Annotated in this window: 25 protein-coding genes; 15 read left to right on the top strand and 10 right to left on the bottom strand. The window is 65.0% G+C overall.

Going from position 1 to position 25,181, the window contains the following annotated elements:
- The 3 genes from XH96_RS30695 to XH96_RS30685 all read left to right on the top strand — a co-directional run bounded on the left by XH96_RS30695 (position 1) and on the right by XH96_RS30685 (position 2,927).
- The gene (locus XH96_RS30695) at positions 1-2,097 is read left to right on the top strand and encodes a 3-hydroxyacyl-CoA dehydrogenase NAD-binding domain-containing protein (RefSeq protein WP_194389283.1); all 2,097 of its coding nucleotides are present in this window, start codon (positions 1-3) and stop codon (positions 2,095-2,097) included.
- A gap of 7 nt (positions 2,098-2,104) precedes the next feature.
- Positions 2,105-2,512 (top strand): acyl-CoA thioesterase, encoded by a 408-nt coding sequence (locus XH96_RS30690; protein WP_194389282.1) that lies wholly within the window; start codon positions 2,105-2,107, stop codon positions 2,510-2,512.
- 223 nt (positions 2,513-2,735) lie between these two features.
- Positions 2,736-2,927, top strand: a complete 192-nt coding sequence (locus XH96_RS30685) for a hypothetical protein (protein WP_024341426.1) — start codon at positions 2,736-2,738, stop codon at positions 2,925-2,927.
- A 228-nt stretch (positions 2,928-3,155) separates the two neighbouring features.
- On the opposite strand, the gene XH96_RS30680 is transcribed toward XH96_RS30685, so the two are convergent.
- Entirely contained in the window at positions 3,156-3,608 is a 453-nt protein-coding gene (locus XH96_RS30680; RefSeq protein WP_194389281.1) for a nuclear transport factor 2 family protein, read from the bottom strand.
- 154 nt (positions 3,609-3,762) lie between these two features.
- Here XH96_RS30680 and XH96_RS30675 point away from each other — a divergent pair, with 154 nt between their 5' ends.
- The gene (locus tag XH96_RS30675; protein ID WP_194389280.1) at positions 3,763-4,449 is read left to right on the top strand and encodes an HAD family phosphatase; all 687 of its coding nucleotides are present in this window, start codon (positions 3,763-3,765) and stop codon (positions 4,447-4,449) included.
- 107 nt (positions 4,450-4,556) lie between these two features.
- Positions 4,557-5,402 (top strand): DeoR/GlpR family DNA-binding transcription regulator, encoded by an 846-nt coding sequence (locus XH96_RS30670; protein ID WP_028179658.1) that lies wholly within the window; start codon positions 4,557-4,559, stop codon positions 5,400-5,402.
- 3 nt (positions 5,403-5,405) lie between these two features.
- Here XH96_RS30670 and XH96_RS30665 read toward each other — a convergent pair whose 3' ends face one another.
- On the bottom strand, positions 5,406-5,822 hold the full coding sequence (locus XH96_RS30665) for a type II toxin-antitoxin system VapC family toxin (protein ID WP_194389279.1): 417 nt from the start codon (positions 5,820-5,822) through the stop codon (positions 5,406-5,408).
- Complete coding sequence (locus XH96_RS30660; protein ID WP_194389278.1) at positions 5,822-6,073, bottom strand: type II toxin-antitoxin system prevent-host-death family antitoxin; 252 nt, start codon at positions 6,071-6,073, stop codon at positions 5,822-5,824. The genes XH96_RS30665 and XH96_RS30660 overlap by 1 nt, the downstream gene beginning before the upstream one ends.
- A 274-nt stretch (positions 6,074-6,347) precedes the next feature.
- Between XH96_RS30660 and glpD the strand changes: the two genes are divergently transcribed.
- The 7 genes from glpD to XH96_RS30625 all read left to right on the top strand — a co-directional run bounded on the left by glpD (position 6,348) and on the right by XH96_RS30625 (position 14,065).
- Complete coding sequence (gene glpD / locus XH96_RS30655) at positions 6,348-7,898, top strand: glycerol-3-phosphate dehydrogenase (protein ID WP_194389277.1); 1,551 nt, start codon at positions 6,348-6,350, stop codon at positions 7,896-7,898.
- A complete protein-coding gene (locus XH96_RS30650; protein ID WP_194389276.1) occupies positions 7,895-8,974 on the top strand; it encodes an ABC transporter ATP-binding protein in 1,080 nt (359 codons plus the stop codon). The genes glpD and XH96_RS30650 overlap by 4 nt, the downstream gene beginning before the upstream one ends.
- A gap of 12 nt (positions 8,975-8,986) precedes the next feature.
- Positions 8,987-10,072: an ABC transporter ATP-binding protein gene (locus XH96_RS30645; RefSeq protein ID WP_194389275.1), complete on the top strand. Its 1,086-nt coding sequence runs from the start codon at positions 8,987-8,989 to the stop codon at positions 10,070-10,072.
- A complete protein-coding gene (locus XH96_RS30640; protein WP_194389274.1) occupies positions 10,072-11,046 on the top strand; it encodes a carbohydrate ABC transporter permease in 975 nt (324 codons plus the stop codon). Before XH96_RS30645 ends, XH96_RS30640 begins: the two co-directional genes overlap by 1 nt.
- The gene (locus XH96_RS30635) at positions 11,046-11,852 is read left to right on the top strand and encodes a carbohydrate ABC transporter permease (RefSeq protein WP_194389273.1); all 807 of its coding nucleotides are present in this window, start codon (positions 11,046-11,048) and stop codon (positions 11,850-11,852) included. Before XH96_RS30640 ends, XH96_RS30635 begins: the two co-directional genes overlap by 1 nt.
- A 10-nt stretch (positions 11,853-11,862) precedes the next feature.
- Positions 11,863-12,192: a DUF2160 domain-containing protein gene (locus XH96_RS30630; protein ID WP_194389272.1), complete on the top strand. Its 330-nt coding sequence runs from the start codon at positions 11,863-11,865 to the stop codon at positions 12,190-12,192.
- Between the two features lie 130 nt (positions 12,193-12,322).
- A complete protein-coding gene (locus XH96_RS30625; protein WP_194394325.1) occupies positions 12,323-14,065 on the top strand; it encodes an ABC transporter substrate-binding protein in 1,743 nt (580 codons plus the stop codon).
- Positions 14,066-14,251: 186 nt separating this feature from the next.
- On the opposite strand, the gene XH96_RS30620 is transcribed toward XH96_RS30625, so the two are convergent.
- The 5 genes from XH96_RS30620 to XH96_RS30600 all read right to left on the bottom strand — a co-directional run bounded on the left by XH96_RS30620 (position 14,252) and on the right by XH96_RS30600 (position 20,988).
- Positions 14,252-15,352: an alkene reductase gene (locus XH96_RS30620; protein WP_194389271.1), complete on the bottom strand. Its 1,101-nt coding sequence runs from the start codon at positions 15,350-15,352 to the stop codon at positions 14,252-14,254.
- Positions 15,353-15,531: 179 nt separating this feature from the next.
- Complete coding sequence (locus tag XH96_RS30615; protein WP_194389270.1) at positions 15,532-16,035, bottom strand: DUF1993 family protein; 504 nt, start codon at positions 16,033-16,035, stop codon at positions 15,532-15,534.
- A gap of 244 nt (positions 16,036-16,279) precedes the next feature.
- A complete protein-coding gene (locus XH96_RS30610) occupies positions 16,280-17,575 on the bottom strand; it encodes a lytic murein transglycosylase (RefSeq protein WP_194389269.1) in 1,296 nt (431 codons plus the stop codon).
- 120 nt (positions 17,576-17,695) lie between these two features.
- Positions 17,696-19,633 (bottom strand): glycosyltransferase, encoded by a 1,938-nt coding sequence (locus tag XH96_RS30605; RefSeq protein WP_246790199.1) that lies wholly within the window; start codon positions 19,631-19,633, stop codon positions 17,696-17,698.
- Positions 19,633-20,988: an HlyD family efflux transporter periplasmic adaptor subunit gene (locus tag XH96_RS30600; RefSeq protein ID WP_194389267.1), complete on the bottom strand. Its 1,356-nt coding sequence runs from the start codon at positions 20,986-20,988 to the stop codon at positions 19,633-19,635. Before XH96_RS30600 ends, XH96_RS30605 begins: the two co-directional genes overlap by 1 nt.
- Positions 20,989-21,271: 283 nt before the next feature.
- Here XH96_RS30600 and htpX point away from each other — a divergent pair, with 283 nt between their 5' ends.
- Both htpX and XH96_RS30590 read left to right on the top strand, forming a co-directional pair.
- On the top strand, positions 21,272-22,231 hold the full coding sequence (gene htpX, locus XH96_RS30595) for a zinc metalloprotease HtpX (RefSeq protein WP_194389266.1): 960 nt from the start codon (positions 21,272-21,274) through the stop codon (positions 22,229-22,231).
- A 135-nt stretch (positions 22,232-22,366) separates the two neighbouring features.
- Positions 22,367-23,008: a tetratricopeptide repeat protein gene (locus XH96_RS30590; protein WP_194389265.1), complete on the top strand. Its 642-nt coding sequence runs from the start codon at positions 22,367-22,369 to the stop codon at positions 23,006-23,008.
- Between the two features lie 179 nt (positions 23,009-23,187).
- On the opposite strand, the gene XH96_RS30585 is transcribed toward XH96_RS30590, so the two are convergent.
- Both XH96_RS30585 and XH96_RS30580 read right to left on the bottom strand, forming a co-directional pair.
- A complete protein-coding gene (locus XH96_RS30585; RefSeq protein ID WP_194389264.1) occupies positions 23,188-23,538 on the bottom strand; it encodes a hypothetical protein in 351 nt (116 codons plus the stop codon).
- A 175-nt stretch (positions 23,539-23,713) separates the two neighbouring features.
- Positions 23,714-24,514 carry a hypothetical protein gene (locus tag XH96_RS30580; protein WP_194389263.1) on the bottom strand — a complete coding sequence of 267 codons (801 nt, stop codon included), beginning with the start codon at positions 24,512-24,514 and terminating at the stop codon, positions 23,714-23,716.
- 228 nt (positions 24,515-24,742) lie between these two features.
- Here XH96_RS30580 and XH96_RS30575 point away from each other — a divergent pair, with 228 nt between their 5' ends.
- Positions 24,743-25,036 carry an antibiotic biosynthesis monooxygenase gene (locus XH96_RS30575; RefSeq protein WP_035676462.1) on the top strand — a complete coding sequence of 98 codons (294 nt, stop codon included), beginning with the start codon at positions 24,743-24,745 and terminating at the stop codon, positions 25,034-25,036.
- Positions 25,037-25,181 lie beyond the last annotated feature (145 nt).

The following is a 25,181-nucleotide window of genomic DNA, read 5'->3' as shown; positions in this document are numbered from 1 at the left end:
ATGGATTCGAAGATCATGACCGCGCTGGGCGACCGCGTCCTGACGCTCGGCCCTCCGCCCGCGGCCGACAGCCCGTACAGGCATTTCAAGCTGACGCGTGACGCCGATGGTATTGCCTGGCTGCTGTTCGATCGCGCTGACGCCAGCGCCAACACGCTGTCCTCCGATGTGATGGAGGAGTTCGACGCCGTGCTCGCCGCGATCGAGACCGAGCGTCCGGCCGGCCTCGTGATCCGCTCGGCCAAACCCTCCGGCTTCATTGCGGGCGCCGACGTCAACGAATTCCGCGGCGCGTCAGATCCCGCCATGGTCGAGACGCGCATCCGCGCCGCGCATGCGGTGGTCGACCACCTGGAAGCCTTGAAGCTGCCGACGGTCGCGGTCATCCATGGCTTCTGCCTCGGCGGCGGGCTCGAGGTCGCGCTCGCCTGCCAGGCGCGCATCGCCATCGACGGTGCGCGCTTCGGCTTCCCTGAGGTGATGCTCGGCCTGCATCCCGGTCTCGGCGGCACGGCGCGGTTCACCGCGCTGGTCAATCCGACCCAGTCGATGTCCTTGATGCTGACCGGCCGCACCATCGATGCGCGCCGCGCCAGGGCGCTCGGCCTCGTCGATACCGTGACGCAGGAGCGCCACGTCCAGGGCGCGGTGAAGGACGCGCTGTTCGGCCGGCTGAAGCGGGCCAGGCCCGGTCTGCTCACGCGCGCCGCCAATCTCGGGCCGGTGCGTGGCCTATTGGCCAGGCGCATGCGCGCAGAGGCGGCGAAGGCTGCATCCCGCGAGCATTATCCCGCGCCTTACGCGCTGATCGATCTCTGGGAGACCCATGGCGGCAGCAAGGCCGCGATGCTCCGGGCGGAGCAGGCGTCCTTCGCCAAATTGATGGTGACGCCGACCGCGCAGAATTTGATCCGCGTCTTCTTCCTGCGCGAGCAGATGAAGAAGGCGGCAGGCAGCGGCAACACGGTCAAGCACGTCCACGTCATCGGTGCCGGCGCCATGGGCGGCGACATCGCCGCCTGGTGTGCGGGGCAGGGCCTTCGCGTCTCGCTCGCCGACATGAAGGCGGAGCCGATCGCTGGTGCGGTGAAGCGCGCAGCCGAGCTCTACGGCAAGATCATCCGCAAGCCCACCGACGTGCGCGACGCGCTCGACCGCCTCGTCCCCGACATCGACGGGGAGGGCGTCCGCAACGCCGATCTCATCATCGAAGCGGTGCCCGAGAAGCTCGAGCTGAAGCAGAAGGTCTATGCCGGCCTCGAGCCGCGCATGAAGCCCGGCGCGATCCTTGCGACCAACACGTCGAGCATTCCGCTTCAGGACTTGCGCACCACTCTGGCGCGTCCGGAGCGGCTGGTCGGCCTGCATTTCTTCAATCCGGTGTCGCGGTTGCAGCTGGTCGAGGTCGTCAGTCATGACGGCAACGATCCGCAGGTGCTGAAGGACGCGCTCGCCTTTGTCGGCGCGATCGACCGCCTGCCGCTCGCCGTGAAGAGCTCGCCCGGCTTCCTCGTCAACCGCGCGCTGACGCCTTACATGCTGGAAGCGATGGTGATGCTGGACGAGAAGACCGACCAGCGCCTGATCGACGCCGCGGCCGAGCAGTTCGGGATGCCGATGGGGCCGATCGAGCTCGCCGATCAGGTCGGGCTCGACATCTGCCTCGATGTCGGCGACATGCTGCGCACCAAGTTCGGCGATCTGCTGCCGCCGACGCCGGCCTGGCTGCGCGAAAAGGTCGCCAAGGGCGAGCTTGGCCGCAAAACCGGCAAGGGCTTCTACACCTGGAAGGACGGCAAGGCGGAGAAGGCACCGCTTCCCGAGACCGGCCCGCGCGTCACTGACCAGATGATCGACCGCCTGGTGCTGCCGATGTCCAATGTCTGCGTCGCGGCTCTGCGAGAGGGCATCGTCGACGATGCCGATGCGGTCGACGGCGCCATGATCTTCGGCACCGGCTACGCACCGTTCCGCGGCGGCCCGCTGAACTATGCGCGCACGCGCGGCGTCGAAAATGTCGTATCCACCCTGCGCGCGCTGGCCGAGCGATTCGGCGAGCGCTTCGCGCCTGATCCGGGCTGGGACAATTTCAAGTGAGAAAGACATGAGCGAACAAGCCATCGGGCCGAGCGGCGATCTCTGCATCCGCACGCTAGCGATGCCGGCCGACACGAATGCCAACGGCGACATCTTCGGAGGCTGGCTCCTGAGCCAGATGGACGTCGGCGGCGGCGTGTTCGCCTCGAAGGCTGCGAGGTCGCGCACCGTGACGGTCGCGATCGAGGCGATGAACTTTCGCAAAGCGGTTTATGTCGGCGATCTCGTCTCGGTCTACGCCAATCTCGTCCGCGTCGGGCGCACCTCGCTGACGGTGCATCTCGAGGCCTGGGCATTGCGGCGCAAGGAGCTTCATCCGTTCCTCGTCACCGACGGCAATTTCACCTATGTCTCGATCGACGACCACGGCCGTCCGCAGGAAATCCAGCGAAACGATCCGCCGATCGCGACGTAATCGCGCGCGACGCTCGGCCTCATCCTGCGAGACGTGGCGATTGCTGCAGAACGCGGCGCGGGTGAGTCATCCTCGTCGCGGCTTCGCCAAGAACCAGTCATAAAACGGATGAGGTCCCGGCGTACTCAATTGCGTGTCGATTCGGGGTGGAAACGGCCTCAAATGCCTGGGAACCTTTGGGCATGAGTGCCGTTATTTGCCCGCACTGAGGGATCCACGGACCATGCCGGACAGCTACATCATTGAAGTCAATTCGCAGACCGCAGGTATCGTCGTTCGCTCTCAAGGAGGCTACTGCTTCTTCGCCTCGTCCCACCGCTTCAACCGTCTCGAAGGCCAGCTCTTCCGCAACGCCCGCGAAGCCGAACGCGCGGCGCGCAAGCTGGTTAACGGCGACGTGAAGGAAGCGGCGTAAGCGCCGTCATTCCGGGGCGCGCGAAGCGCGAGGCCGGAATTTTTTGCCGAGCACACATCTACCCTCCCTTCTCCCCTTGTGGGAGGAGGTGGCGCGAAGCGTCGGATGAGGGGTATGTGTCCGCGAATTCAATCGCCAGAGGCTTGCTGGTTGATAGAAACCCCTCACCCGTCTCGCCGCTACGCGGCGAGCCACCCTCTCCCACAAGGGGAGGGGGAAGAGACGTCATCACAACTTCGTCGCAGCCCGCGACAGCAGCTTCCACTCGTCGCCCTGCTTCTGCCAGTTCATCAGGATGTGAAGGTTGGTCGATACTTTTTTCCCATCGGCCGCCATCTCCTGCTCGCCCAGCCAGTGGAAACGTACGATCGCCGCGGGGCCGACGACCTTGATGGTGGGGTCCTTGTATTCGATCGACAGAAACTTCGACTTGCCGTCGGTCGCGTTGGCGATGAACGTCGCCTTGTCCTCGACCTTGCCGCTGGAATGGCTGTAGCTGAGATCGTCCCAGCACAGCGCAGCAAGCGCTTTCGGATCGGCCGCGATCTGGGCAAGGCGGAAGGCCTCGACCTTCTTTGCCACGGCTTCCTCGTCTGCCGACGCGGCGAGCGCCGGCGTGGCGAGCGCAAGCGCCGAGACGGCGAGAGTGGAGAGAGCCAGATCGCGTCGGTTGATGGTCATCGTTTCCTCCTTTTTGATCTTGCACCGAGTGTTGCAGCCGCGCGTGACTTTGTCGAGGGTGGCATTGTCGTCATCTGAATGCGTGATTGCGCGATCGGGACCGTATTGATACGTCTCGCGCATCGATGCGTCGCGCATTTGGGAAAGTACGGAAATGATCGAGGCCAGCTACGATGCGATGGGCAAGGCGTTGTTGTTCGACATCGACGGTACCCTCGCCGACACCGATCCGTTGCACTTGAAGGCTTTCAACCAGGTGCTCGGTCCGCACGGCCACGTCTTCGACCACGCACGCTTCTCCAGGGAGCTGCAGGGTTTCGCCAATGTGGCGATCGGCGAGCGCTTTCTGCCCGACGAGGCGCCGGAACGGCGGGCCCTGATCCTCGACGAGAAGGAGGAGGTCTTCCGCACGCTGGTGGCCGGGCAGATCGCACCGCTGCCGGGCTTGATGGCGCTGCTCGACCGGGCCGACAGCGCCGGCATCCCGATGGTCGCCGTGACCAATGCGCCGCGCCTCAACGCCGAGCTACTGCTGTCCGGTCTCGGCATCACGCATCGCTTCAAGGCGCTCGTGATCGGCGCCGAGCTGCCGCACGGCAAGCCGCATCCGCTGCCCTATCAGGAAGGGCTGCGTTTCGTCGGCGCGAGGCCGGAAACCTCGATCGCATTCGAGGATTCCCGCACCGGCGTGCAATCGGCCACGGCGGCCGGAATTCCTACCATCGGCATCCGGACCAGCCTCAGCCATGCCGACCTGGTTGGAGCAGGCGCGGTCACATCCGCGAGCGCGTTCGACGATCCGACGCTGCTCGCGCATCTCGCGAGTGCCATGGCGTGGTAGGAAATGGCGTGGTGAGGGCCCCTCATCCGTTAACCGTGATCAGCGCGCGCATTGACCGAAGGCGCGAACCGCCGCACCATGCATCACTCTGATTTGAGGCCGTTGCCGTGACCGGACTGACCCATCGCCAAGCCGAAATCCTCAACATCGCGCGCGCTTCCGGCCGCGTCATGGTCGAGGAGCTCGCGCGCCGCTTCGAGGTGTCCGCGCAGACCATCCGCAAGGATCTCAACGACCTCTGTGAGCGGCGTTCGCTGACCCGCATCCATGGCGGCGCCATCATCGCCTCCGGCGTCGAAAATCTCGCCTATGAGGCGCGCCGCTTCGTCGCTGCCGACGAGAAGAAGGCGATCGGCGCCGCGGCGGCGTCGCTGATCCCGAACGGCTGCTCGCTGTTCATCAACATCGGCACCACGACGGAGGAGGTCGCGAGCGCGCTGACCTCGCACGAGGACCTGCTCGTCATCACCAACAACCTCAACGTCGCCATGCTGCTCTACCGCCATCCCCGCATCGAGGTGGTGGTCGCCGGCGGCACGGTGCGGCGCGCCGATGGCGCGGTGGTCGGCTCGACCGCGACGCAGCTGATCGGCCAGTTCAAGGTCGACTACGCCATCATCGGCGCGTCCGCGATCGACGAGGAGGGGGCGTTGCTCGACTTCGACTATCGCGAGGTGCAGGTGGCGCAGGCCATCATCGCCAATGCCCGCAGCGTCATGCTGGTCGCCGATTCCACCAAGCTGCGCCGTAGCGCGCCGGTGCGGATCGCCCACATCACCCAGATCCAGACCTTCGTCACCGACCAGGAGCTCCCCGAGCGCCTCGCCACCATCTGCCACAGCAAGGGCATCGAGGTGGTCGAGGCGATGCCGAAGGGCGCGGATATCGACGATTCCCCGGCCGACGCCCAGGATGCCGCGCCGGAAGCCGCGCCAGTGGTGCGGCTGAGATAGGGGCTAAGCGTCGTCCCACGGGTTGAGCAGCGGAACGCCCGTCGGTTTGAAATCCTCTACATTGCGCGTAACAACCGTCAAACCATGAACCAGCGCGGTTGCAGCAATGAGCGCGTCGCGTTCAGCGCGCGGGTTGGGAACGTGAAGTTGCGCGCAACGCTGCGCGACAGCCGTATCGATAGGCAGGATCCGACCCTCGAAGCGAGCCAGAATCTGGCTGTTGATCCAGCTGCGCAAGATGGCACCCTGCGCTGCGTCCCTGCGTTCGATCAGGCGTGCGCCAAGTTCGATCTCGAGAATCGAAATGACTGAGATGAAGAAATTTGCTGCTGGATTTGCGCCTGCCCAGGCAATGACGCGCTGATCGGCCTTGTCCGGTCGCCTCAATTCGGAAATGACATTGGTGTCCAGCAGGAACATCAGTCGAGATCAGCAACCCTGAAGATCCCCTCGTTGACGCGAAGCGGATCGAAATCAAAATCCGAGTTCGTTTGCGCCAGAGCTTCCGCAAGGCTCATGTGTCCGCCGGTCAGGCGCAGATAATCCTCGATGGTTAGCAGGACATGGGCTGGACGGCCGCGGTCCGTAATGAAGACGGGTCCTTGCGATGCCGCTTTCTTGGCGCCGCTGGTGTCTTGATTGAATTCTCGGCTGGTCAGGGTGGTCACCATCGTCTGAGCCTCCAAGCCGTGGCCATGCTCTGTTTGGGGAATTTATGTAGAAATGTTGCTACATGCAAGCCGGCCGGCTGGTCCATGGTTGCCGTTCAATCGCGCGTCTTGCCGCAACTTTATCCGTCTGCCTGCCGACTTGGCGGCCCTCATGCCCATCAACAAAGATCCTCTTTCACTTCCTTCCGCCTCTCTTTCATCTTGCTTTCGTTTTTCGGTGTGATCTAATCAAAAACGAAAGTAGCCGCTCGACGGAACGAGCGGTCGCCGGGGGATGCGTCTGTTGGAGCGTATTTTCGATCTCGCCATCATCGGAGGCGGTGTTAACGGCTGTGGCATCGCGCGGGACGCGGTGGGCCGCGGCAACACGGTTTTCCTGTGCGAAATGAACGATCTGGCGAGCGGGACATCGTCCTGGTCGACCAAGCTGGTGCATGGCGGCCTGCGCTATCTCGAATATTACGAGTTTCGCCTGGTCCGCGAGGCGCTGATCGAACGCGAGATCCTCTGGGGCATCGCGCCCCACATCATCCGCCCCCTGCGTTTCGTCCTGCCGCACCATGCCGGCCTGCGCCCGGCCTGGCTGCTGCGCTTGGGCCTCTTCCTCTATGACCATATCGGCGGCCGGCATCTGCTGCCCGCCACGCGCTCGGTCGATCTGAGGCGCGACGAGGTCGGCAAGCCGCTGATCCCGAATCGCTACAGCCGCGCCTTCGAATATTCCGACTGTTTCGTCGACGACGCCCGCCTCGTCGTGCTCAACGCGCGCGATGCCGCCGACAAGGGCGCCGAGATCCGGACCCGCACCCGCGCCACCGAGATCCGCCAGTCCGGCGGCCTCTGGACGGTCAGCATGGTCAATACGCTGACCGGCGAGCGCTCGCAGGTCCGGGCGCGTGCGCTGGTCAATGCCGGCGGTCCCTGGGTCGAGGACGTGCTCGGTCGCGGCGTCGGCGTCAATGCGAAGGCAAAAGTCCGCCTGGTGCAGGGCTCACATATCGTCGTGAAGAAACTCTACGACCACGACCGTGCCTACATGTTCCAGAATGCCGACGGCCGCATCATCTTCGTCATCCCGTACCAGGACGATTTCACGCTGATCGGCACCACCGACCGCGACTATGACGGCGATCCCGCCAAGGTGAAGGCGACGGCCGAGGAGATCCAGTATCTCTGCACCGCGGCGAGCGAATATCTCGCCAAGCCGGTCACGCCGGATGACGTGGTCTGGACCTATTCCGGCGTGCGGCCGCTCTATGACGACGGCGCGAGCGAAGCCAAGGCCGCGACGCGCGACTACGTGTTCGAGCTCGACACGCCCGGTGGCGTGCCGCTGCTGTCCATCTATGGCGGCAAGATCACGACCTATCGCAGGCTCGCCGAAGAGGCCCTGGAACGCCTTGCGCCCTATCTTCGCAGCGCGAAAGCGCGCGAGGGCTGGACCGGCAAATGGCCGCTGCCCGGCGGCGACATGGATGTGTCGGATATCGACGGCCTGATCGCCGAGCTTCAGCGCGGCTATCCCTTCCTCAGCCATGAGCATGCAAGGCGGCTCGCGCGCGCCTATGGCACGCGGGCGATGAAGCTGCTCGGCGATGCGAAATCATTGGGCGATCTCGGCCAGGCTTTCGGCGCGACCCTGACCGAGCGCGAGGTCCGCTATCTCATGGCCAATGAATGGGCCGTCACGGCGGAGGACGTGGTCTGGCGCCGTTCCAAGCTCGGCCTGCGACTATCTGCCGACGAGATTGCGACGCTCGACGACTGGATCAGGACCCACGCCGTGCCGCAAAGTCCCCTGCTGGAAGCGGGAGGACGCTCATGACCGTGACACTGGATCACGTGACCCGGACCGTCGAGGGTGTCGAGCACATCCGCGATGTCTCCCTGACTCTCGAGAGCGGTACGCTCAACGTCCTGCTCGGGCCGACGCTGTCGGGCAAGACCTCGATCATGCGGCTGCTCGCCGGTCTCGACAAGCCGACCACGGGCAAGGTGCTGGTCAACGGCAAGGACGTCACCGGCGCCGACGTGCGCCAGCGCTCGGTCGCGATGGTCTATCAGCAGTTCATCAACTATCCCTCGCTCACGGTCTACGAGAACATCGCCTCGCCTCTGCGCGTGCAGGGCAAGCCGCGCGACGAGATCGAGGCGCGCGTGGCGGAGGCGGCAAAACTGCTGCGGCTCGAGCCGTTCCTGAAGCGCACGCCGCTCCAGCTCTCGGGCGGCCAGCAGCAGCGCACCGCGATCGCGCGGGCGCTGGTCAAGGGCGCCGACCTCGTGCTGCTCGACGAGCCGCTCGCCAATCTCGACTACAAGCTGCGCGAGGAGCTGCGCGCCGAATTGCCGCGCATCTTCGAGGCCTCGGGCGCGATCTTCGTCTATGCCACCACAGAGCCGACCGAGGCGCTGCTGCTCGGCGGCAACACGGTGTGCATGTGGGAGGGCCAGGCGCTGCAGATGGGCGAGACCGCCAGCGTCTACCGCCGGCCGAAGACCTTGCGCGTCGCGCAGGTCTTTTCCGATCCGCCGCTCAACCTCGTCGGCATCGAGAAGAGGAATGGCTCCGTGCAATATGCCGGCGGCATCGCCTCACCGGCCTCGGGGCTGTATGCGTCGCTGGCTGACGGCGTCTATCGCGTCGGCTTCCGCGCGCATCAGCTCGCGCTCGCCAATGGCGAGGCCGACCGCCATGCCTTCCATGCCACTGTCACGGTGACCGAGATCACCGGTTCGGAGAGTTTCGTGCATCTGACCCGCGATGGTTCGAACTGGGTGGCGGTGCTGCACGGCGTGCACGAATTCGAGCCGGGCCAGACGCTCGACGCCGTGCTCGACCCGAATGATGTTTTCGTGTTCGATGCTGCCGACCGTTTGGTCGCGGCTCCCGGTCAAGTTTGAGGGAGGTGCGCCATGGCCCGCATTGACCTCGTCGATCTCGCTCATTCCTACGGCGGCAACGACGCCGCCCCGGAAAGCTTTGCGCTCAAGCCTGTCACTATGACTTGGCGGCAGGGCGGCGCCTATGCGCTGCTGGGCCCGAGCGGTTGCGGCAAGACCACGCTGCTCAACGTCATCTCCGGCATCATCACGCCGTCGCGTGGGAAGATCCTGTTCGACGGCAAGGACATCACACCGTTGTCGACCCAGAAGCGCAACATCGCCCAGGTGTTCCAGTTTCCCGTGATCTACGACACCATGACGGTGGGGCAGAACCTGGCCTTCCCGCTGAAGAATCGCGGCGTGCCGAAGGCCGAGATCGACAAGCGCGTCGCCGAGATCGGCCGTCTGCTCGACCTCGAACCATATCTGAACCGCAAGGCCACCCGACTCACCGCCGATGCCAAGCAGAAGATCTCGCTCGGCCGCGGCCTCGTCCGCTCGGACGTCGCGGCCGTGCTGTTCGACGAGCCGCTGACGGTGATCGATCCCGAACTGAAATGGCAGCTCCGCTCCAAGCTGAAGGCGCTGCATCGCGAACTCGATCTCACGATGATCTACGTCACCCACGACCAGACCGAAGCGCTTACGTTCGCCGACACCGTCGTCGTCATGCACGACGGCCGCGTGGTGCAGAGCGGCCCGCCGGCCGAACTGTTCGACAAGCCGGCGCACACCTTCGTCGGCTATTTCATCGGATCGCCCGGCATGAACATCCTGCCGGCGGAGGTGCGAGGGCGCGAGGCCAAGATCGGCGGCCACGTCATCGCGCTCGATCGCAGCTACGACAATCTGCCTTCGGGCGCGAAGATCGAGATCGGCGTCCGTCCCGAATTCGTGGAGGTCGTTGCGCCCGCGCCCGGTCTGCTCGCCGCCAGGATCGAGCGCATCGACGATCTCGGCCGCATCCGCTTCGCGCGCGTGCGCGTCGGCAACGCGAAGCTGGCGGCGCGCGCGCCGGCGGGCTTCACCAGCGCGGACAGCAGCGCCGGGCTGAAATTCGATCCGTCGCACGTGCACGTCTATGCCGACAGCCTTCTGGTGGAGGGAGCCGCCTGATGGACAAGACCGTCAACCAAAAAGCCTGGTTCCTGGTACTGCCGGTGTTCCTGGTCGTCGCCTTCTCGGCGGTGCTGCCGTTGATGACGGTGGTGAACTATTCGATGCAGGACACCTTCGGCAACAACCAGTTCTTCTGGAACGGTGTCGGCTGGTTCAAGGAGCTGCTCGATCCCTCGACCGATCTCGGCGGCCGCTTCCTCGCTTCCCTCGGCCGCAACCTGTTCTTCTCGCTGGTGATCCTCGCCATCGAGGTGCCGCTCGGAATCGTCGTCGCGCTTTCGATGCCGCGCGAGGGCTGGACGGTCGCGGCCTGCCTTGTGATTCTCGCTCTGCCGCTGCTGATTCCGTGGAACGTGGTCGGCACGATCTGGCAGATCTTCGGCCGCCCGGACATAGGCCTGCTCGGCTATGTCCTCAACGCGATGGGCTTCGACTACAATTACGTCGCCAACGAGTTCGATGCCTGGGTCACCGTCATCGTGATGGACGTCTGGCACTGGACCAGCCTCGTCGCGCTGCTCTGCTATGCCGGCCTGAAGTCGATTCCCGAGGCCTATTACCAGGCGGCGCAGATCGACGGCGCCTCGCGCTGGGCCGTGTTCAAGGCGATCCAGCTGCCGAAGATGAACCGCGTGCTGCTGATCGCGGTGCTGCTGCGCTTCATGGACAGCTTCATGATCTACACCGAGCCGTTCGTCGTCACCGGCGGCGGGCCCGGCAATTCCACGACCTTCGTGTCGATCGAGCTCGTCAAGATCGCGCTCGGCCAGTTCGACCTCGGCAAGGCCGCGGCGCTGTCGCTGGTCTACAACCTCATCATCCTGATCGTCTGCTGGATCTTCTACACCGTCATGACCAACGCTGGCGTGGAACGCAAAGTCCAGGCTTCGAGCGAGCCGGCGGTGGAGCCCAAGCCTTCGGCCGCGCTCAAGCCCGTGCCCGCACTCGAGCCTAGGGAAGGAGTGGCCTGATGCATTCGATCCCCGGCCGCCGCCTCATCATGGGGCTGTTCCTGGTCTTCCTGCTGCTGCCGATCTACTGGCTCGTCAACATGAGCTTCAAGACCAACAGCGAGATCGTCTCGACGATGACGCTATGGCCGCACACCCCGACGCTGCAGCACTACCAGCGCATCTTCACCGACGAGAGCTGGTACTCCGGCTACATCAACTCGCTCCAATACGTCATCCTCAACACCATCATCTCGATCTCGGTCGCGCTGCCCGCGGCCTACGCGTTCTCGCGGTACCGCTTCCTCGGCGACAAGCATCTGTTCTTCTGGCTGCTGTCGAACCGCATGGCGCCGGCTGCGGTCTATGCGCTGCCGTTCTTCAACCTCTATTCGGCGATCGGCCTGTTCGATACGCCGTGGGCGGTCGCGCTGGCGCATTGCATCTTCAATGTTCCGCTGGCGGTGTGGATCCTCGAAGGCTTCGTCTCCGGCGTGCCGCGCGAGATCGACGAGACCGCCTTCCTCGACGGCTATTCCTTCCCGCGCTTCTTCATCAAGATCCTGGTGCCGCTGATCGCGAGCGGCATCGGCGTCGCCGCCTTCTTCTGCTTCATGTTCTCCTGGGTCGAGCTCTTGCTCGCGCGCACGCTGACCTCGGTGCATGCCAAGCCGATCGCCGCGATCATGACGCGCACGGTGTCGGCGGCCGGCATGGACTGGGGCCTGCTCGCGGCCGCCGGCGTGCTCACCATCATCCCGGGCGCGCTCGTGATCTGGTTCGTCCGCAATTACATCGCGCGCGGTTTCGCGCTCGGCCGCGTGTAGGGAGGCGACCATGGAGTCAATCGCATGGATGGCCTGGACGCTGCCGACCGCGATCTTCTTCGCCGCGCTCGGTTGCACGCTCGCGGTAATGACCTGGCTCGCCGCGGTGTATCCCGAGGCCGAGCGCGTCGGCGTGCTGCGCATCCCGACCACGCGCGGTGATCGCCTGTTCATCTCGCTGATCGCGGCCGCCGTCATCCACCTCGCGTGGATCGGTCTCGTCGGCACCGACCCCATCGCCACGCTGCCGATCGGAGAGGAGGGTTTCGAGATTTCGAGCCTGTGGCTCGCAAGCGGAATTTCGCTGGTCACGGCCGTGCTCATCTTCCGCACGGTCTGAAACTGGCGAAGGGACGGCCAGATCCGGGACCAACCCGGGCCTGTATAAAAGTTTGTCGCTGCAACGGAGGAACAACATGCGACAGTTTAGGAGAAGGAAAGGTCCATTGACCAAGAATAGCTTTTTGACCATGTCCAGCGCCGCCGCGATCGTTGCGGTGTCGCTTGCGGTCTCGGCGCCGGTCCGCGCCGCCGATGAGGCCGTGATCCAGAAATGGATCGCGGAATTCCAGCCCTCGACGCTGTCGAAGGAAGACCAGAAGAAGGAGCTGGAGTGGTTCGCCAAGGCCGCCGAGCCCTTCAAGGGCATGGAGATCAACGTCGTCTCCGAGACCATCACCACCCACGAATACGAAGCGCAGACGCTGGCGAAAGCGTTCTCCGAACTCACCGGCATCAAGCTCAAGCACGACCTCATCCAGGAAGGTGACGTCGTGGAGAAGCTGCAGACCCAGATGCAGTCCGGCAAGAACGTCTATGACGGCTGGATCAACGACTCCGACCTGATCGGCACCCATTTCCGCTACGGCCAGACCATCGCGCTGTCGGACTACATGACCGGTGAGGGCAAGGACGTCACCGACCCCATGCTCGACGTCAACGACTTCATCGGCAAGTCGTTCGGCACCGGGCCGGACGGCAAGCTCTATCAGCTGCCCGACCAGCAGTTCGCCAACCTCTACTGGTTCCGCTACGACTGGTTCACCAATCCCGACTTCAAGGCCAAGTTCAAGGCCAAGTACGGCTACGAGCTCGGCGTGCCCGTGAACTGGTCCGCCTATGAGGACATCGCCGAGTTCTTCACCAACGACGTCAAGGAGATCAACGGCGTCAAGGTCTATGGCCATATGGACTATGGCAAGAAAGACCCCTCGCTCGGCTGGCGCTTCACCGACGCCTGGCTGTCGATGGCCGGCAATGGCGACAAGGGCATTCCGAACGGTCTGCCGGTCGACGAATGGGGCATCCGCATGGAGGGCTGCCGTCCGGTGGGCTCTTCCGTCGAGCGTGGTGGCGACACCAACGGACCGGCAGCGGTCTACTCGATCACCAAATATCTCGAGTGGATGAAGAAGTACGCGCCTCCGCAGGCCCAGGGCATGACCTTCTCCGAGTCGGGACCCGTGCCGGCGCAGGGCAACATCGCCCAGCAGATGTTCTGGTACACCGCCTTCACCGCCGACATGGTGAAGCCGGGCATCGCCGTGATGAACGCGGACGGTACGCCGAAATGGCGTATGGCTCCCTCGCCGCACGGCTCGTACTGGAAGGAAGGCATGAAGCTCGGCTACCAGGACGCCGGTTCGCTGACGCTGCTGAAGTCGACCCCACCGGACCGCCGCAAGGCAGCCTGGCTCTATCTCCAGTTCATCGTCTCCAAGTCGGTGAGCTTGAAGAAGAGCCATGTCGGTCTCACCTTCATCCGTGAATCCGACATCTGGGACAAGTCGTTCACCGAGCGTGCGCCGAAGCTCGGCGGCCTGATCGAGTTCTACCGCTCGCCCGCGCGCGTGCAGTGGACCCCGACCGGCAACAACGTGCCCGACTATCCGAAGCTCGCGCAGCTCTGGTGGCAGAACATCGGCGATGCGTCGTCCGGTGCGAAGACCCCGCAGCAGGCGATGGATGCCCTCGCGGCCGCTCAGGACTCCGTGATGGAGCGCCTGGAGAAGTCCGGCGTGCAGGGTGCCTGCGGTCCGAAGCTCCACAAGAAGGAGAAGCCGGAGTACTGGTTCGCCAAGGCCGAGAAGGACGGCACCGTCGCGCCCCAGCGCAAGCTCGCCAACGAGAAGCCGAAGGGCGAGACGGTCGACTACGACACGCTGATCAAGTCGTGGCCGGCGAGCCCGCCCAAGCGCGCGGAAGCGAAGTAAGCGGCGCTTGGACAGTCACAAACACGAAAGGCCGGGAGCGATCCCGGCCTTTTTCTCGTTACTGAACTCGACTGCCTCCGCGTCGTCATTGCGAGCAAAGCGAAGCAATCCAGGCTGTCACCGCGGAAAGATTCTGGATTGCCTCGTCGCAAGCGCTCCTCGCAATGACGGCGGAGGAAGCGGACATCACTCCGCCGGTTCGGCCGCCAGCGTCGGATAGTCCGTGTATCCCTTTGCGCCGCCGCCGTAGAAGGTGTTCTTGTCCCAGTCGTTCAGAGGCGCCCCCTTCTTCAGCCGCTCGACCAGGTCGGGGTTGGAGATGAAGGGCTTGCCGAAGGCGATGAGATCGGCCGCGTTCGCGTCCAGCACCTTGGTCGCAAGCTCGAAATCGTAGCCGTTGTTGGCGACGTAGGCGCCGGCGAAGCGCTTGCGCAAGGATGCATAGTCGAACGGGGCGATGTCGCGCGGCCCGCCGGTGGCGCCTTCGACGACGTGGAGATAGACCAGCTTGAGGGCGTTGAGCCCGTCGACGATGTGATCGAACAGCGGCTGCGGGTTGCTGTCGGAGAGGTCGTTGGCCGGCGTGACCGGCGAGATGCGGATGCCGGTGCGATCGCTGCCGGCCTCGGTGGCGACGGCCTTGGCGACTTCCAGCATCAGCCGCGCGCGGTTCTCGATCGAGCCGCCATAGGCGTCAGTGCGCTTGTTGGCACCGTCCCTGGCGAACTGGTCGAGCAGATAGCCGTTCGCGCCGTGGATCTCGACGCCGTCGAAGCCGGCTTCCAGCGCGTTCTTCGTCGCACGCTTGAAGTCGTCGATAATCCCGGGAATTTCGGAGAGTTCGAGTGCGCGCGGCTCGGAGACGTCGGCGAAGGTGCCGTTGACGAAGGTCTTGCCCTTGGCGCGGATCGCGCTCGGCGCGACCGGGGCTGCACCGTTGGCCTGAAGGTCGACATGCGAGATGCGGCCGACATGCCAGAGCTGGATGAAGATCTTGCCGCCGCGCTCATGCACGCGGTCCGTGACCTTGCGCCAGCCGGCGACCTGGTCCTTGCTGTAGATGCCGGGCGTGTCCTGGTAGCCCTGACCCTGCTGCGAGACCTGGCTCGCTTCGGTGATCAGGAGCCCTGCGGAGGCGCGCTGGCCGTAATAGTCGGCCGCCAGCGGACTCGGAACGAACGTGCCGGGCGCTGCGCGGTTGCGCGTCAGCGGCGCCATCACCAGACGATTGGCCAGCGTGATCGGCCCGAGCTTGTAGGTCTCAAACAATTTGGTCGAACGGCTCATTGTGAATGCTTCCAGGCGGTGAGAGGTTTTGAACAGTTGTGCATCGCGACATCAGGCGCAAGGGATGAGCCATACGGAAAGTGCAGGCGAGCTACGCGGCAGCGCCCGCGTAGCATAAATCATGTGCAATTCCGGCCGCCGCGGCCGAATTCCGCTACGCGGCCGTGCGATCCTGAAAATCAGTTCGTGCCCATGAAATCCCGCTTGCCGATTTCGACGCCGTTGTGACGCAGGATGCCGTGGGCGGTCGCGGCGTGGAAATAGAAGTTCGGCAGCGAGAACGAGCTGAGGAATTCCTGGCCCTTCATCGTGGTGGTTTTGTTGGGGCCGGACGGGAAGGTGACGTCCTTGGTCTCGGCGCCCTCGAACTGCTCGGGCTTGAACGACTTGACGTAGTCGATCGTCCTCGCCAGCCGCTGCTTCAATTCCGCGAAGCTGGTCTCGGTGTCGGGCGTCGTGGGCACTTCGCTGTGAGTGAGCCGGGCGCAGCCCTTGGCGGCGAAATCGCTGACGAGCTGGACCTGCCTCGACAACGGCAACATGTCCGGGAACAGGCGCGAGCCGAGCAGGACGCCGGGATCGATCTTTTTCGCCGCGCAATGCGCCTCGGCTTTGGTGAGCAGCCCGGTCACGCTGTTCAGCATCTGCAGATAGGCGGGGACGACGGCGTCGTAGAAGGACATGTGATGCTCGCTTCAATGGTGGGAAATTTCAGGAGAAAACCTGAGCCACTCACATGGGGGCCTCATGGAAAAATACAATCGCAGAGCGCGGCTTGTGCGATGCGAAAATTCCGCTTCGTCACTCTCCGCCGTCATCGTCCGCGAAGGCGGGCGATCCAGTACGCCGAGACGGCAGTGATTGAATCGAGAAGCTGCGGCGTACTAGATTCCCCGCTTTCGCGGGGAATGACTGCGGAGAGATTGTCTATCTGATCGTCGCCTGGGGCTGCGCCTGCGCCGTGCCGCCGCGTATTCGCGCCAGCAGCTCCGCCGTCGGCCAGGAATCGGCCGGCAGGCCGAACTTGATCTGCATCGCCTTCACCGCAGTGCGGCTCTGCTGGCCGAGCACGCCGTCGACCTTGCCGACATTGTAGCCGGCGCGCACCAGCAGCTGCTGCAATTCCTTCAGCTCGTTGAACGGCAGCTGCGCGACCGGCGCGGAGGGCTTGCGCATCGGCGCGGCGCCGGCGATGCGCGAGGCGAGATAGCCCGCGGTGGTCGAGTAGATCAGTGAGTTGTTCCACTCGGTGTAGGCCGCGAAATTCGGATAGGCGAGGAAGGCCGGACCAAAGCGGCCCATCGGCAGCAGCACGGACGCTGCAAGATTGTCATTCGGCAGCGGCCGTCCGTCCGGATAGGTGACGCCCAGCTGCGCCCATGTCGAGCGCGGCTCGCGCACCGTGAGATCGGTCTTCTCCCACGGCAGGTTGGGCGGCACCTTGATCTCCTCCAGCCACGGCTCGCCGCGCCGCCACTTCAAACCATTGGCGATGTAGTTCGCGGTCGAGCCGATCACGTCGGCCGGCGACCGCAGCAGGTCGCGCCGTCCGTCGCCGTCATAATCGACCGCGTAGTTGACGTAGTGTACGGGCAGGAACTGCGTCTGCCCGAGCTCGCCGGCCCAGGAGCCGATCATCTCGTCGGGGTGCAGATCGCCGCGATCGATGATCTTCAACGCGGCGATGGTCTCGCCCACGAACATCTCGGAGCGGCGGCAGTCATAGGCGAGCGACACCAGCGATTTCAGCGTCGGCAGATTGCCCATGTTGGCACCGAAGTCGCTCTCGAGGCCCCAGAATGCGGCGATCACGGCCGCTGGCACGCCATATTCCTTTTCGGCGCGTGCAAAGGCCGCGGCGTATTGCTTGATGTGCTGCTGGCCGTTCTGCATGCGATAGGGCGCCGCCATGCGGCCGGCGAACTCGGTGAAGAGCTGGCCGAACACGCGCTGGCCACGGTCGCGGTTGACGATGCCCTGGTCGTAGACGAGATACGGCGAAGACTCCGCGATCGTGCGCTGCGACACGCCGGTAGCCACCGCCTGTTGCTTCACGTCCGCCAGGAAGCGATCGAAGCTCGCGCCATTGTGGCACGAGGCCGCGCGCGGCGAGGGCGCCTTGGGCGCTGCCGGCCTGGCGGGAGGTGGAAGCATCTGGGCGGAAGCGGTGGCGGTGCACGCGAAAAGCGTGACGGCCGCGATCAGAAATCGGGTCTGGACCATGGGGGTTCCGGCGGGGAAAGGACAGGCGTGGATTCGGCTGAAGTTTAGGTGAAGTGACGGCCTCAGGCCATCCTTTCCATGCTCCGCCAGCGCAGGGAATGCGGGCGATGTCGTCTAGGCCTAGCCGAACAGCCGCATCAGCAGCGCTTTCCCGACCGGCAGCGCCCTCACTCCCCGAAAGGCGCGAACATACTCGCCGGCATAGAATGCCCTGATCGCATGCACGCGCGTATCCATGCCTTCCTCGAACCGCACTGCGAATCCGTCCGCGGTCCGCCGCACCACGATGGCCGCGATCGGGCGGCCGTAGATGCGGCATTCGATGGTGCTGCCCGGCGCCGGCGGATCGGGATCGATCAGGCGCGCGCCCGTGATGGAGATGTCGCCGAGCCGCGCGAGATGCGACCTGCCGTCGTGGCGCAGCAGGACGGTCTCATTGCGGCTGAACCGCTCCGCCTTTCGCTTGCGCGGCTGCTCGATGCAGACAAAGCAGACCACGGTGAGGATGACCGCGTTGTAGAGGCTCCAGGCCAGGGCCAGTCCGCCATAGGCGATGTTCTCGCCGCGCAGGTGCAGGATGAAGGCATAGGCGATGGCTGCGAGCGTGATGACGAGCGCGCCGCCATAGAGCCGCAGCAGCGGCCATTCGACGAATCGCCTGTTGCGGTCGCCGCCTTTCGCGGTGACCTTGAACTTGTGTCCTGTCGGCTTCAGCAGGCCGGCGGCCACCGCCTGGAGCACTGCAGGCGCCGCGATGAGCTGCGAGACGTCCGTCATCATCGCGAGCGAGCGGCCGCGTGACAGCCAGGCCATGCTGAGACCATGCCAGACATAGAAAGGCAGAAAGAAGCGTAACAGCTCGGTGAGGTCGGCTTGAACCGCCTTGATGCCGAACAGCAGGAAAAACCATGGCACGACGAGGCCCGCCACCTTCGACGCGTACACCGCCGACCAGCTCATGAAGGCGTCGGTCAGCGAGAGCCGGTCGATCAAGGACAGCTTCGAGTGCCGCGACAGCGGTCCGCTGCGACCGCGCACGATCTGCATCAAGCCGAGGCACCAGCGGGCGCGCTGGGTGATGTATTCCTTCAACCCCTCCGGCGCGAGCCCGATCGTCAGGCGCTCGTTGAGATAGATCGTGTTGAGGCCGTATTCCTTGAGGCGCAGCGTGACCAGGTAGTCCTCGGTCACCGAATCGGTCGGAAATCCGCCGATCTGCGTCAGCCCGGCATAGCGAATGAGGGACGAGGTGCCGCAGCAAAACGCGACGCCCCAGGCGTCCTTGGCCGGCAGCAGGATGTCGAAGAAGAAGCGCTGCTCGTCGGGCCAGACATCGGTCGTGGCGAGGTTGGTCTGGATCGGATCTGGATTGATGAAGTGCTGCGGCGTCTGCACCACGCCGACCGACTCGTCGTCCATGAGCGAGATGGTCCGCGCAAGGAAATCGGGCCGCGGCACGAAGTCTGCATCGAGGATGGCGACGAATTCCGGCCGCTCCGGCAGCGCGCCGACATGCCTGAGTGCATGGTTGATGTTGCCGGCCTTGGCGTGGAGGTTGTCGTGCCGCGTGAGATAATGGCAGCCGAGCTCGCCCGAAAGGCGCCGCAGCCAGGGCCGCCGTCCGTCGTCCAGCACCCAGACGCGGTAGTGGCCGTAGGCCATGCCGGTCGCGCCGATGATGGTGCGTTCGAGGATCGGCCGTTCCTCGTTGTAGGTGCAGATGAAGACGTCGATCAACGGTGCACGCGGATCGGTGGCACGGCCGTCGACCCTCGCTGTGCCGGTGCGGTCGCGCGTCCGGCTCAGGAACAGCAGGGACAGCGCGACCGCGACGAGCGAGGCCGCTTCCAGCAGCAGGAATGGGTAGCCGACCACGGCATCGAGGGTCAGATGCGGCGGCGGGAGCGTCGAGGTGACACGCCAATGGAGATAACGCAGCAGCAGGGCCACCGACACGATGGTCAGGAACGAGCGCGCCATCGTGCTGTCGCGCCTGAGCAGCGGCACGATCGCCATGAAGGCGCCGAGCGCAATCAGGCCGGGCGTCAGCGCCATCATCACGGCGCTGTCTCGCGCCGGTCGAATACGACACGGCCGGTGCGTCCCACGGTGCAGGCGCGGGTCGCGGCATCGCGCGATGCCACGGTCACGCGATAGGGCTCCTTGCTCAGCGCATCCGGATTGATGGCGAGATTGGCGGGTGCACCGGCGGCGCCGGTCAGATTGACCACGGTGCCGAAGACCGGCTCGCCGCCGTCATTCGGCTCGAAGGTCGCGCGATCGCCGAGCTGCAGGCGGTTGTAGACGGCTTCGGTGACATTGGCGGTGATGACGGCGCCGCTGCAATCGAGCACCTTGAGCAGGGGCTGGCCGGCCTGCACGTCCTCGCCGGGCGAGGTCATCATTTCCCAGACGCGCCCCGCGACGGGTGTCGTGATGTTGGCTTCGGACAGATCGGCGAAGCGGACCTCCTCGACGATGATCTCGTTGGCAAGCCAGGCGATGTCGGTGTCGGTGCGGACGAGATCGGCCTCGAGGTCGCCGGCGCGCTGACGCATCTCCTCTTCGCGCTGCACCGAGCTCGGCCGGTCGTTATAGCTGTCGCCGAGGAACGAGCCGCTCTGCGCCGCGGCGAGCTCGACCCTGGCGGCATCCAGCCGCTTGCGTGCGCCGAGCTCGGTCTGCTGTGACACGGAGAGCTCGCGCGTCAGCCGCGACAGCTCGACGGTCGAGACATTGCCGGATTTGGCCAGCGCCGCGGCGCGTTCAACGGCGGCACTGGCCTCTTCGCGCCGCGCCGCCGCCGCCTCGATCGAGGTCTGGATCTCGGCGATGCGGGCCTCGAGCTGGAGCACGCGTCCATTGCGGAATTGCGCGGCCTGTCGCGCCAGGTCCTTTTGCGCGGCCTGCGCCGAGGCAAGCTTGGCGGCAAGACTCGGCCGCTCGTTCTCCAGGCGCGATTTCTGCCGCCGGAGATCGTCGAGCAGGGTGCGATCGCCGCGCGAGTTGACGACGCGCAGGACGACGGTTCCGGCCTCCAGCTCGGTCTGGTCGGTGACGCGCTGGGCGGCCGCGACGCGCCCACCGATGGGCGTGCGCAACGTGACGAGGCGGGAGTTCAGCACCGCCTCGACGCTCGAATTCTCCCAGATCGCGCGCAGCGGCAGCCAGCCGAACACGGCGACGATGGCGAGCCCGATGGCGATCTTGGCACCGCGCCGCAGATACGACCAGCGACGTCCGGTTTCCGGCGCCGTCTGCCCGTCCGGCGCATGGCTGGGCTCGTCATTGGCGAACAGCTGCTCGTGCAGCGCCTCCTGCAAGCCTTTCGCATCAGTCTTCTGGTCAGGGGAGGGGGCAGGCACAGGGGCAGATGCGGGATCGACGGAGGCGGCGCGCGAGCGGTCCATCATGACGGTCACCTTGCGAGCGGAATGCCGACAAAGGGGCAACGCGCAGGAACCGTACGACGTGCCCGGCAACCGCGGATTAAGCCAATCCTGCGCTTTCCAGGTTGCTAAGCACCCACGTGTGTTTTTGCGTAAATAACCGTCAAGGTTTAGCGGGAACCGAAAGGCTGGCCACACTGCCATGGATCTGCGGCCCGGCGACGCACGAACCTTGCGGTCGTCGGCGGCATTCATACTTCGGGGAAGCCGGCCGAAGGCTTGCCCGCGGCCGCTCCAGGAGACGGCCATGAACTATTTTCGTACCGCAATGCTGCTCGCAGGCCTGACCGCCCTGTTCATGGGCGTCGGCTATCTCATCGGCGGCGCCTCGGGCGCCATGATCGCGCTCGTCATTGCCGCCGCGACCAATCTCTTCACCTACTGGAACTCCGACCGCATGGTGCTGTCGATGTACGGCGCCCATGAGGTCGACCGTTCGACCGCACCGGAGCTGGTCGGCCTCGTCGCCGAGCTTGCCGGGCGCGCCGGCCTGCCGATGCCGCGCGTGTTCGTGATGGACGAGATGCAGCCCAATGCGTTCGCGACCGGCCGCAACCCGGAGAACGCCGCAGTTGCCGTCACCACCGGCCTGATGAACCAGCTCAGCCGCGAGGAGCTCGCCGGCGTGATCGCGCACGAGCTCGCCCACATCAAGCATCACGACACGCTTCTGATGACCATCACTGCGACCATCGCGGGCGCGATCTCCATGCTGGCCCAGTTCGGCATGTTCTTCGGCGGCAATCGCGAGAACAACAATGGTCTGGGCATCGTCGGCTCGATCCTGATGATGATCCTCGCTCCGCTCGGCGCCATGCTGGTGCAGATGGCGATCAGCCGCACGCGCGAATACGCCGCCGACAATCTCGGCGCGCGCATCGTCGGACAGCCGATGTGGCTGGCCTCGGCGCTGGTCAAGATCGAGGGCGCCGCGCATCAGGTGCCGAACTACGAGGCCGAGCGGAATCCCGCGACCGCGCACATGTTCATCATCAATCCGCTGTCGGGACATGGTGTGGACAATCTGTTCGCGACCCACCCCTCGACCCAGAACCGTGTCGCCGCCCTCCAACAGCTCGCGTCCGAGCTTGGCGGGCGGGCGGCGCCGTCGGTCGGGGCCAACGAGAACTACCCGCCGCGCGGTCCCTGGGGCCGCTCCTCGTCACGTGGATCTTCCCGCGGTCCTTCCCGCGGTCCCTGGGGCTAGCCAACGGAACCGGTGAGGATTTGCGGCTTTGTGACCTGGCGCACATTGGGTCATCCCGGCCGGTGTTAACACCTCGACGTGACCATTCCTTCGAAAGGGGATGCGTGGCCGGTCCGCTTCCGGCCACCGTCGAAGATGACCAGAGCTGCCGTACTCTTGCTGATCGTTCTTTGCGTGCTCATCGGCCTGTCCACGCACATGGTCGTCAATTGCGGCGACGAGGACGATCCCGACATCTGCTCGGCCGTGATCGGCTTCTCGCCGCTTCGCGGCTCGCTGATCGCTTTCGCCTATGCGGGGCGCGGGCGGATCGCGCTGCGTCACGGCGATTTCAGGCGGGCGATCGCCGATTTCGACGAGGCCATCCATCTCAATCCCAACCGTGGCTCGCTCTATCGCGACCGGGCGATGGCCCTTCGGCTGAACGGCGATCTGGAGCGTGCCATTGCGGATTATGACGAGGCGATCGCGCATGATCCCAAGCTCGCCGCACCCTATCACCAGCGCGGCCTTGCGCTTGCCGCCATGGGCGATCTCGATCGGGCCATCCTGAGCTACAACACCGCGGTCCGCCTCGACCCCTCCGATGCGCAGGCCCGTCTCGATCGCGGCCTCGCGTTCCTCGCCCGCGGTCAGGCCGACGATGCCCGCGCCGATTTCGAGGCCGCGCTGGCGCTGCCCGCCGGCAAGAACGGCGCCGCGCGAGAGGCAGCGCGCGCCAAGCTCGCCGAGCTCGCCAGCGCCGAGCCGACACAGGTGTCGGCGCCGAGACGGTAGAAATATCCAGAGCTGCGGGCTCTTCCCCGCTCTCCTTGTGGGAGAGGGTGGGTCACCGCGACGCGGCGAGACGGGTGAGGGGTATCTCTCCGCAAGTGAAAATCTCGCAGTCCAGTTAGCAACCCCTCATCCGGCGCTTCGCGCCACCTTTTCCCACAAGGGGAGAAGGAAGAAAGCGCTTACTTCGCCTTCCTGGCCTTCGCCTTCTTCGTCTTGGCCTTCTTTTCGGGCTTGTCCTTCGCCTTCTTTTCCATCTTCACCGCAATCGGCGCACTGGCGGCCAGGCGCATCGATCGCGCGTAGCTGTCGGCGACGTTGTCGGCGGACATCTGGAGGCGCTTGGCTGCGGCGGTGGCCTGCTCCATGGTGGCCTTGGCCATCATCTTGAAGCGCTCGCCGGTCTCCTTGCCCTTGGCCTTGGCCGCAAGGCCGTTGAAGCGATCCCGCCGCTCCTTGGCGCGGGTCATCAGGCCCGTATGCAGCTGTCTGGCCAGTTGCCGGATCACGACATCCAGGTCTGCGTCCGCCATGTTCTCTCATCCTCTTCGAAAAACGGTATCGATGCGGCGGGACTATGCAGATCGGGCCCCGCCTTGGCAATTCCCGCCAGCGCGTCATCCGCAGCTTCCAGCTTGCGAAGCAAAAAAAGCCGCGCATATTGCGCGGCTTTTTGGCTGGCTTGCTTGGGCAGACGCGTTGTCTGCTTTACTTCAGCGAGGCCACCGGGCCGTTCGACGCCGTCGGCTCGGGGTCGAAGCCGAACACGCCGACCAGGTACTTGTAATAGTCGGGCATCTTCTCCTTGAGCGCCTCGCGCGACTTCGGGTCGTGGAATTCGCTTTTTCCGGCCAGGAAGATGCTCGCGGTCACGGCAAAGAATTCCATGGGATTCTTCATCGCGTAGGCTTCCTTGGGCAACATGTCCTTGGACCTGGCCAGCGCGTAATAGGCGATCACGCCCTTGTTGGCGTAGCCGTCCGGCAGCAGCCGTGCGTGATAGGCATGGAGAAGCTCGTGCAGCAGCACGGCCTCCTTTTCGTAGCGCATCATGTCCGGCCGCAGCATGATCACGCCGAGCCCCGAGTCGACCGCGAGGTCGACGGCGTTCGGATTGGTCCAGCGCTGCTTGTCGTGGTCCCACACCGTCAGGGTGCGCGGAACGCGGCGCTCGACGTTGGGAGCGACCCGGCCGTAGCAGGCGGTCGCGGCGCCTTCGTCGAGGCAGGCGAGCTCGCTCGCGATGATCGGCACGGTGCGGAAAAAGCGCAGCACGCGCGGCGACAGGCCGGCCGCTTCGACGGCGTCGATCTGCTGCTTCAGATTGTCGGTGAGCTTGTCGACGTCCTTGCGGTCGGAATTCTCCGACAGGTCGAACATGTAGCCGCGGTAGCCCTGGAAGCCCGGCGGCAACGACGGCGCTGCGTCGGCATCGAGCGACCCGGCACGAGATGGATTGGCGAAGAGCGCGCCGACGATGGTTGCGGTCAGCAGCAACGCAATGCGCATGATGAAGCCCCCTGATGTCACTTCGCCCGGCAGAATAGGCCGCCGTTGCTTGCGAAACGTGAGTGGGGCGAGACTAGGGCGCCGATGTTGAGGCGTGTTTAATCTCTGGTTGCAGATCGCACGGGCGGATTAGCGCGGGGTTAACCAAGCGTGGATCGGCCGCCTGCATCGGCGTATCATCGGCTCCGGGTCACAGGCCCAAAGTCCAGATAGCCGGAGGAGGATGCCATGTATGCCGCCATCCGTCAGGCCAAGGCGAAAAGCGGGAGCGCGGAAGAGCTGGCGCGCCGCATCAAGGACGGCGCCGTTCCGATCATCAGCGACGTCGATGGCTTTCGCGCCTACTACGTCGTCTATGCCGGCGACGACACGGTCACCGCGATCTCGATCTTCGACAAGTTCGAGCAGGCCGAGGAGGCGAACCGGCGCGCGATCGCCTGGATCGAGAAGAACCTGGGCCCGCTGCTGGCCGGCGACGCGCGCGCCGTGGCGGGGCCGGTGATCGTGCATACGCTGGCGTAGGCTCTGGCGGTCGCCACACATTCCGCGGTCATTGCCCGCGAAGGCGGGCAATCCAGTACTCCGTGACAGCAGTGATAGAGTCGATGGGCCGCGACGTACTGGATGCCCCGCCTGCGCGGGCATGACAGTGGTGTGCGTAGTGCAC

The organism is Bradyrhizobium sp. CCBAU 51765 (assembly GCF_015291725.1).
Lineage (GTDB): Bacteria > Pseudomonadota > Alphaproteobacteria > Rhizobiales > Xanthobacteraceae > Bradyrhizobium > Bradyrhizobium liaoningense.
Note: the sequence above shows the minus strand (reverse complement) of the source record. Positions and strands in the feature narration are given on the sequence as shown.

Excerpts from the sequence above, each read along its gene's own strand:
- XH96_RS30695 (WP_194389283.1), top strand. The coding sequence starts at position 1 with ATGGATTCGAAGATCATGACCGCGCTGGGCGACCGCGTCCTGACGCTC.
- XH96_RS30690 (WP_194389282.1), top strand. The coding sequence starts at position 2,105 with ATGAGCGAACAAGCCATCGGGCCGAGCGGCGATCTCTGCATCCGCACG.
- XH96_RS30685 (WP_024341426.1), top strand. The coding sequence starts at position 2,736 with ATGCCGGACAGCTACATCATTGAAGTCAATTCGCAGACCGCAGGTATC.
- XH96_RS30680 (WP_194389281.1), bottom strand. The coding sequence starts at position 3,608 with ATGACCATCAACCGACGCGATCTGGCTCTCTCCACTCTCGCCGTCTCG.
- XH96_RS30675 (WP_194389280.1), top strand. The coding sequence starts at position 3,763 with ATGATCGAGGCCAGCTACGATGCGATGGGCAAGGCGTTGTTGTTCGAC.
- XH96_RS30665 (WP_194389279.1), bottom strand. The coding sequence starts at position 5,822 with ATGTTCCTGCTGGACACCAATGTCATTTCCGAATTGAGGCGACCGGAC.
- XH96_RS30660 (WP_194389278.1), bottom strand. The coding sequence starts at position 6,073 with ATGGTGACCACCCTGACCAGCCGAGAATTCAATCAAGACACCAGCGGC.
- glpD (WP_194389277.1), top strand. The coding sequence starts at position 6,348 with ATGCGTCTGTTGGAGCGTATTTTCGATCTCGCCATCATCGGAGGCGGT.
- XH96_RS30650 (WP_194389276.1), top strand. The coding sequence starts at position 7,895 with ATGACCGTGACACTGGATCACGTGACCCGGACCGTCGAGGGTGTCGAG.
- XH96_RS30645 (WP_194389275.1), top strand. The coding sequence starts at position 8,987 with ATGGCCCGCATTGACCTCGTCGATCTCGCTCATTCCTACGGCGGCAAC.
- XH96_RS30640 (WP_194389274.1), top strand. The coding sequence starts at position 10,072 with ATGGACAAGACCGTCAACCAAAAAGCCTGGTTCCTGGTACTGCCGGTG.
- XH96_RS30635 (WP_194389273.1), top strand. The coding sequence starts at position 11,046 with ATGCATTCGATCCCCGGCCGCCGCCTCATCATGGGGCTGTTCCTGGTC.
- XH96_RS30630 (WP_194389272.1), top strand. The coding sequence starts at position 11,863 with ATGGAGTCAATCGCATGGATGGCCTGGACGCTGCCGACCGCGATCTTC.
- XH96_RS30625 (WP_194394325.1), top strand. The coding sequence starts at position 12,323 with ATGTCCAGCGCCGCCGCGATCGTTGCGGTGTCGCTTGCGGTCTCGGCG.
- XH96_RS30620 (WP_194389271.1), bottom strand. The coding sequence starts at position 15,352 with ATGAGCCGTTCGACCAAATTGTTTGAGACCTACAAGCTCGGGCCGATC.
- XH96_RS30615 (WP_194389270.1), bottom strand. The coding sequence starts at position 16,035 with ATGTCCTTCTACGACGCCGTCGTCCCCGCCTATCTGCAGATGCTGAAC.
- XH96_RS30610 (WP_194389269.1), bottom strand. The coding sequence starts at position 17,575 with ATGGTCCAGACCCGATTTCTGATCGCGGCCGTCACGCTTTTCGCGTGC.
- XH96_RS30605 (WP_246790199.1), bottom strand. The coding sequence starts at position 19,633 with ATGATGGCGCTGACGCCCGGCCTGATTGCGCTCGGCGCCTTCATGGCG.
- XH96_RS30600 (WP_194389267.1), bottom strand. The coding sequence starts at position 20,988 with ATGATGGACCGCTCGCGCGCCGCCTCCGTCGATCCCGCATCTGCCCCT.
- htpX (WP_194389266.1), top strand. The coding sequence starts at position 21,272 with ATGAACTATTTTCGTACCGCAATGCTGCTCGCAGGCCTGACCGCCCTG.
- XH96_RS30590 (WP_194389265.1), top strand. The coding sequence starts at position 22,367 with ATGACCAGAGCTGCCGTACTCTTGCTGATCGTTCTTTGCGTGCTCATC.
- XH96_RS30585 (WP_194389264.1), bottom strand. The coding sequence starts at position 23,538 with ATGGCGGACGCAGACCTGGATGTCGTGATCCGGCAACTGGCCAGACAG.
- XH96_RS30580 (WP_194389263.1), bottom strand. The coding sequence starts at position 24,514 with ATGCGCATTGCGTTGCTGCTGACCGCAACCATCGTCGGCGCGCTCTTC.
- XH96_RS30575 (WP_035676462.1), top strand. The coding sequence starts at position 24,743 with ATGTATGCCGCCATCCGTCAGGCCAAGGCGAAAAGCGGGAGCGCGGAA.